The organism is Pseudomonas sp. H3_E07 (assembly GCF_054668895.1).
Window position 1 is genome coordinate 302,957 of sequence record NZ_CP162795.1, and the last position, 15,335, is coordinate 318,291.

General features: G+C 62.6%; 12 protein-coding genes. 4 read left to right on the plus strand and 8 right to left on the minus strand.

Annotated features, from left to right (window positions below):
- Positions 1–10: 10 nt before the first annotated feature.
- A complete protein-coding gene (locus AB4O08_RS01360; RefSeq protein ID WP_010211034.1) occupies positions 11–1,015 on the minus strand; it encodes an aldo/keto reductase in 1,005 nt (334 codons plus the stop codon).
- Between the two features lie 113 nt (positions 1,016–1,128).
- Here AB4O08_RS01360 and AB4O08_RS01365 point away from each other — a divergent pair, with 113 nt between their 5' ends.
- Complete coding sequence (locus AB4O08_RS01365; protein WP_305437388.1) at positions 1,129–2,022, plus strand: LysR substrate-binding domain-containing protein; 894 nt, start codon at positions 1,129–1,131, stop codon at positions 2,020–2,022.
- Between the two features lie 27 nt (positions 2,023–2,049).
- Here the strand turns inward: AB4O08_RS01365 and AB4O08_RS01370 are convergent, their stop codons facing one another.
- Genes AB4O08_RS01370 through AB4O08_RS01380 form a run of 3 tightly spaced genes read right to left on the minus strand, consistent with a single transcriptional unit; the run spans position 2,050 to position 5,810 of the window.
- Entirely contained in the window at positions 2,050–3,342 is a 1,293-nt protein-coding gene (locus AB4O08_RS01370; protein ID WP_460114654.1) for an NAD(P)/FAD-dependent oxidoreductase, read from the minus strand.
- Positions 3,339–4,427 carry a polyamine ABC transporter substrate-binding protein gene (locus tag AB4O08_RS01375; RefSeq protein ID WP_460114655.1) on the minus strand — a complete coding sequence of 363 codons (1,089 nt, stop codon included), beginning with the start codon at positions 4,425–4,427 and terminating at the stop codon, positions 3,339–3,341. The genes AB4O08_RS01370 and AB4O08_RS01375 overlap by 4 nt, the downstream gene beginning before the upstream one ends.
- A gap of 24 nt (positions 4,428–4,451) precedes the next feature.
- Positions 4,452–5,810, minus strand: coding sequence for a glutamine synthetase family protein (locus tag AB4O08_RS01380; RefSeq protein ID WP_010211038.1), 1,359 nt, complete (start codon positions 5,808–5,810; stop codon positions 4,452–4,454).
- Positions 5,811–5,950: 140 nt separating this feature from the next.
- On the opposite strand from AB4O08_RS01380, the gene AB4O08_RS01385 reads away from it, so the two are divergent.
- Positions 5,951–6,847 (plus strand): helix-turn-helix domain-containing protein, encoded by an 897-nt coding sequence (locus tag AB4O08_RS01385; RefSeq protein ID WP_031290720.1) that lies wholly within the window; start codon positions 5,951–5,953, stop codon positions 6,845–6,847.
- A 9-nt stretch (positions 6,848–6,856) separates the two neighbouring features.
- Here AB4O08_RS01385 and AB4O08_RS01390 read toward each other — a convergent pair whose 3' ends face one another.
- The 3 genes from AB4O08_RS01390 to AB4O08_RS01400 are packed head-to-tail and all read right to left on the minus strand — an operon-like array spanning position 6,857 to position 9,971.
- The gene (locus AB4O08_RS01390; RefSeq protein WP_256454690.1) at positions 6,857–7,951 is read right to left on the minus strand and encodes an acetoin dehydrogenase dihydrolipoyllysine-residue acetyltransferase subunit; all 1,095 of its coding nucleotides are present in this window, start codon (positions 7,949–7,951) and stop codon (positions 6,857–6,859) included.
- Complete coding sequence (locus AB4O08_RS01395) at positions 7,948–8,967, minus strand: alpha-ketoacid dehydrogenase subunit beta (RefSeq protein ID WP_460114656.1); 1,020 nt, start codon at positions 8,965–8,967, stop codon at positions 7,948–7,950. Before AB4O08_RS01395 ends, AB4O08_RS01390 begins: the two co-directional genes overlap by 4 nt.
- 26 nt (positions 8,968–8,993) lie before the next feature.
- The gene (locus AB4O08_RS01400) at positions 8,994–9,971 is read right to left on the minus strand and encodes a thiamine pyrophosphate-dependent dehydrogenase E1 component subunit alpha (RefSeq protein ID WP_010211044.1); all 978 of its coding nucleotides are present in this window, start codon (positions 9,969–9,971) and stop codon (positions 8,994–8,996) included.
- 309 nt (positions 9,972–10,280) lie between these two features.
- Between AB4O08_RS01400 and AB4O08_RS01405 the strand changes: the two genes are divergently transcribed.
- Positions 10,281–12,146 (plus strand): sigma-54-dependent Fis family transcriptional regulator, encoded by a 1,866-nt coding sequence (locus AB4O08_RS01405; protein WP_010211046.1) that lies wholly within the window; start codon positions 10,281–10,283, stop codon positions 12,144–12,146.
- A 49-nt stretch (positions 12,147–12,195) separates the two neighbouring features.
- On the opposite strand, the gene AB4O08_RS01410 is transcribed toward AB4O08_RS01405, so the two are convergent.
- Positions 12,196–12,975, minus strand: a complete 780-nt coding sequence (locus AB4O08_RS01410) for an acetoin reductase (RefSeq protein ID WP_010211047.1) — start codon at positions 12,973–12,975, stop codon at positions 12,196–12,198.
- A 192-nt stretch (positions 12,976–13,167) separates the two neighbouring features.
- Between AB4O08_RS01410 and AB4O08_RS01415 the strand changes: the two genes are divergently transcribed.
- Positions 13,168–15,333, plus strand: coding sequence for a TonB-dependent siderophore receptor (locus tag AB4O08_RS01415; protein ID WP_010211048.1), 2,166 nt, complete (start codon positions 13,168–13,170; stop codon positions 15,331–15,333).
- Positions 15,334–15,335 lie beyond the last annotated feature (2 nt).

Genomic DNA, 15,335 nt, shown 5'->3' on the forward strand with positions numbered 1-15,335 from the left:
ACTCCTGAAGTTAAAGCGGCAGTGGTGCACGGTCCGAAATCAATCGGGCCTCGCGCAGGGCCTGCCAGAAGGCTGCCGGAATAGTCTCTGACAACGCCGCAACGTCTTCGGCAATCCGCCCCGGACGACTGGCGCCTGGAATCACTGCCGCCACGGCCGGGTGGGCCAGGGAGAATTGCAGCGCCGCCGCTTTCACGCTGACGCCAAACGCCTGGGCAATCGCCCTGATCTGCTCGACCTTGCGGATGATTGCCGGGCTGGCTTGCTGGTACTCGAAGTGCGCGCCGCCCGCGAGGATGCCGGAGCTGTAGGGGCCACCGACGACGATCTCGACGTTCTGCGCCAGGGCCGCGTCCATCAGGCGCTGCAGGGCACGATCATGGTCCAACAGTGTGTAGCGGCCGGCCAGCAAAAAGCCGTCGGGCTGCGCTTCGGTCAGGTCCAGGGTCAGTTCGCACGGCTCGACGCGGTTTACGCCCAGGCCCCAGGCCTTGATCACGCCCTCTTCACGCAGGCGGGTCAGCACTTTGAAGGCACCGGTGCGGGCCTGGTTGAAGTACTCCAGCCATTGGTCGCCATAGAAGTCCTGGGCGATGTCGTGAATCCACACGATGTCCAGGCGATCAGTGTTCAGGCGGGTCAGGCTGTCTTCGATGGAGCGCAGGGTGGCGTCGGCGCTGTAGTCGTTGAGCATCTTGTTCGGGCGGCCGTGTTCGAACACGCCGCTTTTTTCGCCGAGGTCGCGGGCGCTGTCTTCTATTTCGTCGAGGATCACCCGGCCGACCTTGGTGCTGAGCACGAAATCATCGCGGTTGTACTGCGACAGGGCGTGGCCCAGGCGGATTTCCGAGAGGCCCGAGCCGTAGAACGGCGCGGTGTCGAAGTAGCGCACGCCGGCATTCCAGGCAGCCTCGACAGTGGCCTGGGCTTCGTCTTCTGGAATAGCGCGGAACATGTTGCCCAGCGGCGCGGTGCCGAAGCCGAGCTGGCCTGGGAGTTTGTCTTTCAAGCTCATGGTAGATCCTCAATGGGTTCAGGGGTCGCTGTGACCGTTGAGCAGATCCTAGATTGCGCAGATCGGACCGTCCAAGACATACTGCGACCAACTTGAGTCCCCAGAGGTCTAACATGATCGACCTGCGCCAATTGCGCTACTTCGAAGTCGTCGCCGAGGAAGAGCACGTCGGCCGTGCTGCCGAGCGCTTGCACATCTCCCAGTCACCGCTGAGCCGACAGATAGCCCAGCTGGAAGAGCGCCTGGGACTGACCCTGTTCGAACGCAGTCAGCAACGCATCCGCCTGACCCGCGACGGCCAGACCTTCCTCGCCGAGACCAAGGCCTTGCTGACCCACGCCAACCGCCTGGAATCCTTGGGCAAGCGCCTGGGCCGAGGTGAAGAAGGTGGCCTGTGCATCGGCTATATCGAGAACGCCATGCATGCCGGGGTGTTGCCCAATGCCTTGCGCGTGTTGCGCGACGATCGGCCGACCGTGCATATCAAGCTGTATAACCTGCCGTCTCTCGAACAGCTGGAAGGTCTTCGCCAACGCAGCCTGGATATCGCATTGGTTGGCGAGCCACCGGCCGCCGACGACCCGGACCTTATCGCGCGGCAAGTGCTGGATGACCCGATGCTGCTGGCCTTGCCCGAGCATCATCCATTGGCCCGTCAAAGCGAGTTGTTGCCCGAGCACCTGGCGGACCAGGAGTGGATCGGCGTGCAGCGCAAACCCGGCGCCAACCCCGCCGACGACTTCGTCGCCGCCTGCATCCGCGCCGGTTTCACCCCGCAGATCCCCATGGAAGCCGGGGAGCCGTTTACTGCGCTGGGGTTGGTCGCGTCAGGGCTGGGCGTGGCCATGGTGCAAAAAGGCCTGAGCCGTAATGCCCCGCCCGGCGTGGTGTTGCGTGAACTGCCGTGGTTGAACTACACCACCCCGCTGTGGGCGGCGTGGCACCGCGTCAACCTGCGGCCGCTGGTAGAAACCTTCCGCAAGGTGCTCACCGAATCTGAGCATTGATGGAGCTCCACAGGTGGGGGGCGTCAGTTAAATCAATTCCCGCAGGCGATACCACAGCATCCCCAACGCCAGCAGCGGCGACCGCAGCGCCTTGCCACCGGGAAACGTCATGTGCGGTACCTGGCTGAAAATATCCAGCCCGGTGCTGTGACCGGCCTGGATACCCTCGGCCAACAGCCTCGCGCACCAATGCGTCACGTTCAGCCCATGCCCGGAATACCCCTGGGCGTAAAACACGTTGGGGTACTGCTTCAAGCGACCGACCTGCGGGAAGCGATTGGCGGTAATGCCGATCTTGCCGCCCCACTGGAACTCGATGGCCGTATTGGCGAGCTGCGGGAACACCTTGAGCATTTTCGGCTGCATGTAAGCGGCAATGTCCGCCGGGTCGCGGCCGGAGTAATGGCAGGCGCCGCCGAACAACAGGCGCCGGTCTGCAGACAACCGGTAATAATCCAGGCCGACCTTCTGGTCGCACAGCGCCAGGTTCTGCGGGATCAGTTGGTTGGCCAGATCCGCCGATAACGGCTCGGTGGCGATGATGTAGCTGCCGGCCGGGAGTACCTTGCCACTCAGGCGCGGTTCCAGCTCCTCCAGATGCGCATTGCACGCCAGCACCAGGCTAGCGGCGCGCACCGTGCCGCCGGCGCAGCGCACGTGCACCGTGTCGCCGTGGATCAGTTCGAGTACTTCGGTGTGCTCGAAAATCCGGACCCCGAGGGATTCGGCCAACCGAGCCTCACCCAAAACCAGATTCAACGGGTGAAGATGCCCGGAGCCCATGTCCACCAGGCCGCCGGCATACACCGGCGAGCCGACTACTTGCTGTATATCCTGCGGCCCCACCAGACGCGTTTCGTGGGCGTAACCCAGCGCCGCCAGGTGCGCCTGCTCGCCCTTGAACGCCGCGAATTGCGCCGGGGTGTTGGCCAATTCGCAAAAGCCCCAGCGCAAGTCGCAGTCGATGCGGTGCGTTCGGATACGCTCGCCCACCAAGGCCACCGAGTCGATGCCGGCGCGCTCCAGGTAACGCACGCCCTCCTCGCCCACGTACTTGCCGAATCCCGACACGTCATGGCCGATACCGCGAATCAACTGCCCGCCGTTGCGCCCGCTGGCACCCCAGCCAATACGGCGGGCTTCCAGCAGGACCACCGAGAGCCCGCGCTGGGCCAGTTCGATGGCGGTGTTAACGCCGGTGAAACCGCCGCCGATCACGCACACGTCGGCGGTCAGGTCAGTGCCCAATGTGGGTCGCTCCGTCAAAGCGTTGGCCGTAGCCCGGTAGTAGGACCGGGCGTGGTCAGTCGACTGAATCATTTGTTGGTCTTCACTTTGCTCCAGGCGCGGGTCATCAGGCGCATGGTTGCCGGGGTCGGCGTGGTGGAAATATAGAGTTTGTCGAGCACGTCCTGGGACGGGTACACCTCAGGATTATTCACCAGTTGCGGGTCCATGAACGCCTTGGCCGCCGGGTTGGCGTTGGCATACCCCACCGAGGCGCTGACCTTGGCGATCACTTGAGGGTCGAGCAGGTAGTTGATGAACGCGTGGGCTTCTTTCGGGTGACTCGCGTCGGCGGGAATCGCCAGCAGGTCGAACCACAGGTTGGAGCCTTCCTTGGGAATCGAATAGGCGATCTTCACACCATTCTTGGCTTCCTTGGCACGGTTGGCCGCCTGGAACACGTCGCCGGAATAACCGAAGGCCACGCAGATATTACCGTTGGCCAGGTCCGAAATGTACTTGGAAGAATGGAAATAGGTGATGTACGGCCGCAGCGTCAGCAGCTTGGCCTCGGCCTGCTTGTAGTCCTCGGGATTCTCGCTGCGCGGGTCCTTGCCCATGTAATTGAGGATCGCCGGGAACAGCTCGTCCGCCGAATCGAGGAAAGCCACGCCGCACTGGTTGAGCTTCTTGATGTTCTCGGGCTCGAACAGCACCGCCCATGAATCGATAGCGTCGATGCCCAGCACCTGTTTGACCTTGTCGACGTTGTAGCCGATGCCATTGGTACCCCACAGGTACGGCACCGAGTGCGCGTTGCCTGGGTCATTCTTTTCCAACAGTTTTAGCAACTTGGGGTCGAGGTTCTTGAAGTTGGGCAGTTGCGCGCGGTCCAGCTTGAGGAACGCACCGGCCTTCACCTGGCGCGCCAGGAAGTGGTTGGACGGCACCACCACGTCATAGCCGGTGCGCCCCGCCAGCAACTTGCCCTCCAGGGTTTCGTTGGAGTCGAACACGTCGTAGATCGGCTTGATCCCAGTCTTGGCCTGGAAGTCGGCCAGGGTGGTCTCACCGATATAGTCAGTCCAGTTGTAGACGCTGACCGTCGGCGCCGCCTGGCTGGCGCTGCTGAACGCAGCCACCAGGGCCAGCGGAAAAAGCTGTTTCACAAGACGCATATCGACACCCCTTTTTTGGTTTTTTTAGACGCTCAACAGCAGGAACTCGCGCTCCCAGGAACTGATCACCCGTTTGAAATTCTCGTGCTCGGCGCGCTTGACCGCGACGTAGCCGCGCACGAACTTGTCGCCCAGGTACTGCTTGACCGTGGCGCAATCCTCCATGCGTGCCAGCGCATCTTCGAGGGTGAACGGCAGGCGCAGGTTACGGCGCTCGTAGGCGCGGCCCTCCACTGGCGCGCTGGGCTCGATCTGTTCGATCATCCCGAGGTAACCACACAGCAGACTAGCCGCTATCGCCAGGTAGGGATTGGCATCGGCGCCGGGCAAGCGGTTTTCCACGCGCATGGCGTCGGGACTGGAGGTGGGCACACGCAGGCCGACGGTGCGGTTTTCTTCGCCCCATTCGACATTGACCGGCGCCGAGGTGTCCGGCAGGAAGCGGCGGAACGAGTTCACGTTGGGCGCAAACATCGGCAACAGCTTGGGGATGTACTTCTGCAAGCCGCCGATATGGTGCAGGAACAGCTGGCTCATCTTGCCGTCGGCATCGACGAACACCGGTTTGCCGGTGGCGATGTCGACCACGCTCTGGTGCAGGTGCATGGCGCTGCCAGGCTCGTCGGCCACCGGCTTGGCCATGAAGGTGGCGGCCACGTTGTGCTTGAGCGCGGCCTCGCGCAGGGTGCGCTTGAACACGGTGATTTGGTCGGCCAGGTCGAGGGCGTCGCCGTGGCGGAAGTTGATTTCCATCTGCGCCGGGCCGTCTTCGTGGATCAGCGTGTCGAGGTCCAGGCCTTGGGCTTCGCACCAGTCATAGACGTCTTCGAACAGTGGGTCGAATTCGTTGGCGGCGTCGATGGAAAACGACTGGCGACCGGTCTCGGCGCGACCGGAGCGGCCAATCGGGGTTTTCAGCGGCAGGTCCGGGTCTTCGCAGCGCTGGGTGAGGTAGAACTCCATTTCCGGCGCGACGATCGGCTGCCAACCCTGGTCGGTGTAGAGCTGCAGGACTTTCTTCAGCACGTTGCGCGGCGACAGTTCGATGGGGTTGCCCTGTTTGTCGAAGGTGTCGTGGATGACGATCGCGGTAGGCTCGATGGCCCACGGCACCACATAGGTGGCGTGGGACACCGGACGGCAGATCATGTCGATGTCTGCCGGGTCGAGCAGGTCGTAGTAGACATCGTCGTCGACAAAGTCCCCGGTTACCGTTTGCAGCAACACACTTTCCGGCAGGCGCATGCCTCGCTCATGCAGGAACTTGTTGGTGGGCGCAATCTTGCCGCGTGCGATGCCAGTCAAATCACTGATCACGCATTCGACTTCGGTAATCTTGTGTTCTTTCAGCCAGGCGGACAGCTGATCGAAGGGGGCGTTCATAAGGACCTCGTCATGGGTTGGGTGCATGCGCCGGCTTGTACTCCTGGCGCATTGAGGTCTATCTTGATGCCGCCGCCCCTGCGGCATCTATCCACTTTGCACGAACCACAACGCACCAATAGAGTGCGCCCAGGTTACCCATGACACAGGCAACAGCTTTGCGCGTACAGGCCTTCACCACCGGTGATGTGGCCGCTCAATGCAGTGCGACACCCGGTTGGGTGCAGCAGTACCAGCAGATGTCCCCAGGGCATTTCGCCGGGCGAATCCGCTACCTGGACCTGCAAGGTGTGCAGGTGTACGAAGAGTGCATGAACACCCGCGTGGAGCAGCATTTCAACGCACCGCCAGGCTCGCTGGCCTTCTGTTTCGACGGCAGTGACAACGCGCTGTACCTGCTGAACGGTGAAAGCCACAACACCTGGATCACCCCGGAAAACTACCGTGAAGTGGCGGTGGTGTTCGGGCCGCAATTCGTGCAACGCCATGGGCTGGATGTGGCGAAACTTGAAGGCCTGTTCATGGCGCCGCTGACCTGCCAGCAGAATGGACTGTTCAGTCGTTGGTTGAGTGGCACCCTCACCCGCCTGTCCACAGCAATCGACCCCGCCAGCCGCGATGCCCTCACCCAGCAATTGCTGGAAGACTGCCTGTTCATCCTCGACAACGCCTGCGTATGCCTGGACCGCCACTCGTTGCAGCGGCGCAGCGAAGAACGGCGACTGATGGCGCGCATCGGCGAATGGGCGGCGGATGCTCCGGATGAGATCGTCAACGTGTTGGAACTGGCGCGGATTGCCGGCGTGCCATTGCGTCAGTTGCAACAGGGGTTCAAGACCTACACCGGGATGAGCCCGGCGCAGTGGTTGCGGCTGCGCCGGTTGAATGGGGCGCGGCGGGAGTTGTTGCAGACCCGTGAGACCACCGTCGCTGAAGTGGCGATGAATTGGTCGTTCTGGCACCTGGGAAGGTTCTCCAACAGCTACCGCGCCCTGTTCAAGGAGTTGCCCAGCGAGACCCTGAAGCGTCACGCCTGACTGCGGGCGCTATTTCAGGAAAGTGCCAATTAAGTGGTTGACCCGCTCCGCCGCCTCCATCTGCACCATATGGCCCTGTCCCGGCAAGATCTCCACTTGGGCGTCCAACCCCTCGGCGTGACTGGCCGGGATGATTGCATCGTCGCTGCCCCAGATTACCAGGCTCGGCTGTCGGCCCACCACATGACGCCTGTCCAACCTCTGTCGTCCGCCTTCGAACAACGCGGCAGTGAGCTGCCGCAATGCCGGGTCGACTCCTTCCAACCGCTTGAACTTGAGCATGTCCTCCAGCATCTGCCGCGTCACCAGCGCGGGATCGCTGAACAGTTGGATCAATTGCGGCTTGAGCGCATTGCGGTTGTTGGCCTCGGCAAACCCTTGCAGGTAATCACCGTTGATGTCCATGCCCAGACCGGCGCTGGCGATCAGGGTCAGTGAGGCGACGCGCTGGGGCGCCCGGTCGGCAACGGTCAGCACGACCAGCCCGCCCATGGAGTGGCCGGCCAGGTGCACGCGGTCTAGCTTTAGATGATCAAGCAGGTCCAACACCGCTTGGCTCAGCTCATCAGCATCGCCGCGTTGCAGCTGCTTGCCCGACTCACCATGCGCTGGCAGGTCAAGGGCGACCACACGGCGTTCGGCGGCCAATGCCGGTTGGTTGAACAGCCAGTTGTTCAGGTCGCCACCGAATCCATGAACCAGCACCAACGGAATGCCACCCTCGCCCAAGTCGAGATAGCGCAACAAACGCCCGCCTATTTCAACCTTCTGCGCACTGGGCCCCGAGGCCTCTGCTTCGGCGGTACTGGAAACAAACCCGGCGTTGAAGCGTTCGATGACCGCATCGATTTCTGCCTCGGTGGCCTCGCCCTCTACCACAATCCCCAGCAATGCGCCCACCGGCAGCGTCTCGTCACTCAGCGCCAGCACACGGCGCAGCACGCCAGTGAACGGTGCCTCGACGCTGCTGGAGATCTTGTCGGTCTCCACGTCCAGCACTTCCTCACCCTTCTCTACCCGGTCGCCGGGTTGCTTGAGCCAGACATCAATACGGCCCTCGGTCATCGATAGCCCCCACTTGGGCATGGTCAAGGTATGGATCATGCGGCGGTCCTCTTGTCGGCGATCTTCAGCACGGCGGCCTCGATCTTCGCCGCATTGGGGATGTACAGGTCTTCCAGTGCATCGGAGAACGGCACGGGCGTGTGCGGCGCGGTGACCATTTGGATCGGCGCGCGCAAGAACGAAAAGCCCTGCTGGGCGACCAACGCACTGATATCAGTGGCCATGGAGCAACGCGGGTTGGACTCGTCGATCACCACCAAGCGGCCCGTCTTTTCCACACTTTCAAGGATGCTGTCTTGATCCAGCGGGCTGGTGGTGCGCAGGTCCAGCACCTCACAGTCGATGCCTTGTCGTGCCAGCTGGGCGGCGGCCTCCAGGGCGATATGCACCATGCGCCCATAAGTCACCAGGGTCACATCCTTGCCCTCGCGAACAAAGTTGGCCTCACCGAAAGGCACGGTGTACAGCTCTTCGGGCACCTCGCCCTGCAGGCTGTAAAGCATCTTGTGCTCAAGGAAAATCACCGGATCGTTGTCGCGGATCGCCTGGATCAGCATGCCCTTGGCATCATACGGCGTGGCCGGGCACACCACCTTGAGGCCGGGAATGTGGGTCCACATCGAAGTGAGCATCTGCGAATGCTGGGCCGCCGCACGCAGGCCGGCGCCGTACATGGCGCGAATCACCAGCGGCGTTGTGGTCTTGCCGCCGAACATGTAGCGGAACTTGGCGGCCTGGTTGAGTAACTGGTCGAGGCAGCAGCCGATAAAATCGACGAACATCAATTCGCACACCGGGCGCATGCCACGGGTGGCAGCACCGACCGCCATGCCCACGTAGCCGCCTTCGGACAACGGCGCATCGAGTACGCGCTCGGGAAACTCCGGGTACAGGCCCTTGGTCACGCCGAGCACGCCGCCCCAGGCGTCCTGCTCGCCAGGTGAGCCGGTGCCGCCGGACACGTCCTGGCCAATAATGAACACGCTTTGGTCGCGGCGCATTTCCTGGGCCAGGGCTTCGTTGATTGCCTGCTGATAGCTGATTTTGCGAGCCATAAGATTCTCTCCACCTATTGTTGTTATTAGGGATACGCGACGTAGACGTCGCTGAGCAGGTCGGCGGCCTGGGGTTTGGGGTCGGACTTGGCCAGGCGCACGGCGTCCTCGATCAACTGCGCGACCTCGCCATCAATGCGCTCGAATTGCGCCGCATCGAGCCAGCCTTCGGCGCTGCAACGCTGACGAAACAGCGCCAGGCAGTCCGCGTTTTCCCGCAGGTTTTTCACTTCGTCGGGGCCGCGATAGGTTTGTGCATCGCCTTCGAAGTGGCCGTAGAAGCGGCTTAACTTCACTTCCACCAACGTTGGCCCGTCGCCCTTGCGCGCACGCTCCACGGCGACGCCAAGCGCTGCGTGCACGGCGAAGAAATCATTGCCGTCGACGATCACTCCCGGCATACCAAAGCCCACGGCCCGTTCGGCGATGTCCTTGCACGCCACCGACCAACCGGAACCGGTGGCCTCGGCATAGCCGTTGTTTTCCGCAACGAACAGGCACGGCAGTTTCATGATCGAGGCCAGGTTCATCGCCTCGAACACCGCGCCTTCGTTGGAACCACCGTCGCCAAAAAACGCCACGGCCACGCCCTGGCTGCCCTTGAGCTTGGAGGCCAGCGCCGCACCGGCCGCCAACGGTGCGCCGGCGCCGACAATGCCGTTGGCACCGAGCATGCCCTTCTCCTGGTCGGCAATGTGCATGGAGCCGCCCTTGCCGCCGCATACGCCGGTTTTCTTGCCGTAGATCTCGGCCATCATGCCAAACACATCCACGCCCTTGGCGATGCAATGGCCGTGGCCGCGGTGGTTGGAAGCAATGCAATCCTCATCATTGAGGTGAGCCATGACCCCGGCGGCGCTGGCTTCCTGGCCGGCGTACAGGTGCACGAAACCGGGGATCTCGCCGGTGGCGAATTCCACATGCAGGCGTTCTTCGAAATCACGGATGGTGCGCATCACGGTGTAGGCATGCAGCAATTGATCGGTGGACAGGTGAGTGGACATCTTGTTGTTCTCCAGGTTGTCTCGACGCACAAAAGGCTGGCTGCGGCCAGCTACAAGTCCTTCAGCACAGCCTGTGCCAAGGCCAGCAAAAACCTGGCAAAGCCTTGATCCAGAGCAGTTCCTTACGGTTGTGCCGCTAAGACAAGCCAGCGCAGAATGAGACGCGGCATTGCAACGTGCGGGCCGCGTCTCGGGCGGTTTGAGACGCTGCGTCTCATCCTGGGCAGTTGGTCAGCCCGCGCTTGTCCGACCCGACGCATGCGCGCTTAATAACGGGCATAACAACAAAGATCGAGAACCGGAGGCTTTATGCTCGCCGCGCACTCCAGAGAACACGTCGACTGCGTCAGTCGTGTGGTTCGCAACGCCGATCGCCTGCCCCAGGCTCCGGTGCCGTCGCTGATTTTCGATTCGTGGCGACGCTCCATGGAGCAACATCACCTGGACCCCGGTTCCCTGCAGGGGCCGCGCATCCTCAGCGAACCATTGCTCAGGGAGTGCCGCGAGCGCGCAGACCTGTTCATGCGCATTGCCAGCGAAGAAGTCGGGCAACTGCACCACCGCGTGCGGCATGCCGATTACTGCGTGATGCTGACCGACGCCCAGGGCCAGACCATCGACCATCGCGTGGACACCTCGATCCGCAACGACTGCCGCAAGGCCGGCCTGTACCTCGGCACCTGTTGGTCGGAAGCCGAAGAAGGCACTTGCGGCGTGGCCACGGTGCTCACCAGCCAATCAGCGGTGACGGTGCACAAGCGCGACCACTTCCGCGCAGCCTTCATCGGCCTTACCTGCTCCGCCGCGCCGATCTTCGACCCTCAAGGCAATCTGTTGGGGGTAATGGATGCCTCGGCACTCAAATCCCCGGATGACCGCCGCAGCCAGCACTTGGTGCGCCAGATGGTAGCCCAGAGCGCCCAGGCCATCGAAAACGCTTTTTTCATGCACAGCGCCCGCCAGCACTGGGTGCTGCAGGCCCACAGCACACCGGGCTACGTGGACAGCCAGCCCGACCTGCTGCTGGCCTGGGACCAGGACGGCCGCCTGCATGCCCTGAACAGCAAGGCGCGCCAGGCTCTGCGCCGGCGCTTTGGCCAGGTGCCGGAGCATATCGGTGATGTATTCGACTTGGACGCCTTGCGCGCCGTGACCCACGATGCCACCCAGCAGTTGCCATGGTTGGGGGAGCCGGGGGTCCTGCACGTACGCGTCAATGCCCCGCGACGCAAACCGGCGCGTGCGGCGGTGATCCCGCTGGTCGATGCGCGCGTGGAGGAGCATCTGCGCCTGGCCCTGCGAGTCAAGAACCGTAACCTGCCAGTGCTGGTGCAAGGCGAAACCGGTGCGGGCAAGGAGGTGTTTGCCCGCCAGCTGCATGAGCGCAGCGCCCGTCACACGGGGCCGTTCGTGGCGGTGAACTGCGCGGCGATCCCGGAAAACCTGATTGAAAGCGAGCTGTTCGGCTATGTGGCCGGGGCCTTTACCGGCGCGTCCAGCAAAGGCATGCCGGGGCTGTTGGTGCAGGCCGACGGCGGCACGCTGTTCCTCGATGAGATCGGCGACATGCCGCTGGCCTTGCAGACGCGCCTGTTGCGGGTGATGGCCGAGGGTGAAGTGGCGCCATTGGGCGCAGCGAAAACCCGTGCAGTGGATATCCATGTGATCTGTGCCAGCCACCGTGATTTGTCGGTACTGGTCAGTGAAGGCCGGTTTCGCGAAGACCTGTTCTTTCGCCTGGGTTGCGCACGCTTCTGCCTGCCACCGTTGCGCGAACGGACCGACAAGCTGGCCCTGATCAATCGGCTGCTGGAACAGGAAGCACGCAACAGCAGGGTCTCGGTCGGCATCGCCCCTTCAGCGTTGCAACTGCTACTGGGTTACGCCTGGCCCGGCAATGTGCGGCAACTGCGGCATGTGCTGGCGTACGCCTGTGCAGTGTGTGAGGGCGGTACGGTTCAGGTGGCGGATTTGCCGGTGGAAGTGCGTGGGGAACAGGTTGCGGCACCGACGGAAGATCGCGCGAGCCCGGAACGCCAGGTGGTGCTGGATGCGTTGATTCGTCATCGCTGGAAGCCGTTGCCAACGGCCCAGGCGCTGGGAATTTCCCGTGCGACGCTGTACCGCCGCGTCAACCAACTGGGCATCGACATGCCCGGCAAACCGCGGCACTGACCCACACCGTAGGAGCCGGCTTGCCGGCCCCTACGGGGGAGATGGAGGGTCAGCGGTAGACCAGGCCGCCATCGATCAGCGGCGATTGGCCGGTCATGTAGTCGGAGTCCGGCCCTGCCAGGTACGAGACCAACCCTGCCACGTCCTCCGGCGTTTCTGCACGGCCCAGGGCAATGCCATCCACATACTTCTTGTAGGTCGCGCCCACGTCAGCGCCGGTGATTTCGGCCATGCGCTTGTCGATCTCGACCCACATATCGGTGCCCACTACACCCGGGCAATAAGCGTTGACCGTGATCCCGGCGCTCGCCAGCTCCTTGGCCGCGGCCTGGGTCAAGGCGCGCACGGCGAACTTGGTGGCCGAGTACACACCCAGTAACGCAAAGCCTTCGTGGCCGGCAATGGAACAGGCGTTGATGATCTTGCCCTTCTGCTTGAGCGCCTTGAACTTCTTGCCGGCCGCCTGGATACCCCACAGCACGCCCTGTACGTTGATACCCAGGGTGCGCTCGACCTGTTCCGGGCTGACCTCCAGCAGTGAGTCGATCTGCGCGACCCCGGCGTTGTTGACGATGATGTCGAAGCCACCCAGGGTCTGGTGCGCGTGCTCTACCGCTGCCACCACCTGCTCGCGCTTGGACACATCGGCGACGAACACCGAAGCCTGGCGGCCCAGCGCCACGACTTCGCTGGCCACGGCTTCGAGCCTGGCGCCATTGATGTCCACCAGGGCGATGTCGGCACCGTCCTGTGCCAGGCGCAAGGCGATAGCCCGGCCAATGCCTTGACCGGCGCCGGTGACCAGCGCGACTTTTCCAGTAATTGCCATGATGTTCTCCTGCGATGATGAGGGAAGCCTTGTCTATCGCAGGTCCACCAAGGCGTGTCGAGGCGCGGGCTGATGGGTGTGCGGCTTGAGACTGAGCGTCTCAAGCCGCGAGCCATTCTCGAAAACTTGTAAAAGCGCGCACTTATGCCTAGCTTATGCGCCCCCCGCCCCGCGCTTTAAGGCCCTGCCCCCATGGTTTTGCGTTTTCGTCCCGTCGTCTCCTCACGTTTCGCCCTCGGCCTGCTACTCAGTGGTGGCATTGGCAGCAGCCTGGCGGCGGAAATCGAACTGCCGGCAGTTAACGTCCAGGGCCAGGATGAATCCGGTTACCGCAGTGAAACCGCCTCGGTGGGCGGCTTCGATGACGCACCACTGCTCGACACCCCGGCTTCGATCACGGTGATCAACGCCGCGCTGATCAAGGACCAGCAGGCGCGCCTGCTCAGTGAAGTGCTGCGCAACGACGCTTCGGTGGGTGACAGTTATGCACCCATCGGCTACTACGAAAACTTCGTGGTGCGCGGCTTCTCGCTGAATGCGGCGAGCAGCTACAAGATCAATGGGCGCACCATCACCGGCGAACAGAACGTCGCCCTGGAAAACAAGCAGCAGGTGGAAGTGCTCAAGGGCCTGGCGGGCCTGCAAAGCGGTATCTCGGAACCAAGCGGCGTGATCAATTACGTCACCAAGCGCCCGGAAGACGTGCGTTCGGTGACCGTCTCCACCGACGACCGTGGCAGCGGCTATGTGGCCACCGATGTCGGCGGCTGGTTCGGCAGTGAGCAACAGTTCGGCCTGCGTGCCAACGTGGCCCATGAAGACCTCAACGCCTATGTTGAGCACGCCAATGGCCAGCGCGATTTCGTGTCCCTGGCCTTCGACTGGAACATCAGCCCTGACGCGGTATTGCAACTGGACGCCGAGTACCAAAACAAGCAGCAGCGCTCGGTGCCGGGCTACCAGCTGTTGGGCGGCACCGAAGTGCCACACAATGCCTCGCCGAAAACACTGCTGGGTCACCAGACCGGTTCCAGGCAGGTGGGCATCGACTCGCTGAACCTCAACGGCAAGTTCGAATACCGTTTCAGTGATCAATGGAAAGGCAGCGTGAGCGCCGCGCGCAGCAAGGTGGTGATCGATGACTACAGTTCGTTTGCCTGGGGCTGCTATGGGTCGACCAGCTGCAGCTCATCGAGCGTGCCCAACTACTTCAGCCCTGAAGGCAATTACGACGTCTACGACTACCGCAGCCCGGACGACACCCGCCGCGACGACGAAGTGCAGGCGGCCATGACCGGGTTGTTCGACACCGGCGGTATCGGCCATGAACTGACCTTCGGCAGCAGTGCTTTTCGCCGCGTGATCGACAAGCGCAAATCGGTGAACGAGTTCATCGGCACCGCCAATATCGATGAAGATGTACCGAGCTTCATGCCCACTGACAAACCACTGAACGACAGCCACCGCAACCTCGACAGCCGCCAATACGGCCTGTTCGTCACCGACCGCATCCGCCTCAACGAACAATGGCAAACCGTTCTCGGCGGCCGCGAAGTACGCCTGGATGAAAAAGCTTTCGACGGGACCACTGGCAACCAGACACGCCACACTCAGCAATACGTCTTCCTGCCGCAAGCGTCGTTGATCTACAAACCCGTGGAAAACATCTCGCTCTACACCCGCTACAGCAAAGGCTTGTCCCTGGGCGGCACTGCGCCGTGGTTCGCCAGCAACGCTGATGAGACCCTGGCGCCCACCACTTCACGGCAAATAGAAGCCGGGGTGAAATACGACTGGCGCCGCATCAGCTTTGCCGCCGCGGTGTTCCAGACCCGCCAGGCCTACCAGTACGCCAAGCCGGATGGCGCCGGCTTCTTCACCTATGTGCAACAGGGCGAGCAGAAAAACACCGGGCTGGAACTGTCGGCCAACGGCTGGGCCACCGAGCGCCTGCAGATCGCAACCAGCGTGACGGCGATTCGCGCACGGGTGACCGGTAGTGGTACCGCGGACTATGAGGGCCACCAAGCGATCAACGTGCCCAAGCTGCGCGCCAGTGTGTATGCGGATTATGCGTTGCCGTGGGTGAACGGCCTGGCGGTACTGGGCGGTGTGCAATACAGCGCCAAGAAGTACGCCAATCGCAGCGGCAATGTGGAGGTGGGCGATTACGCCGTGGTGAACGTAGGCAGCCGCTACACCACCAAGGTGAGCGGCTATGAAACGGTATTTCGCCTGAGCGTCGACAACCTGTTCGACAAGCGATACTGGCGCGACGCGGGCGAGTACATGGGCGATGACTATCTGTTCCAGGGCGCGCCCTTGAACGCGCGCCTGAGTGCGTCGGTCAACTTTTAAGG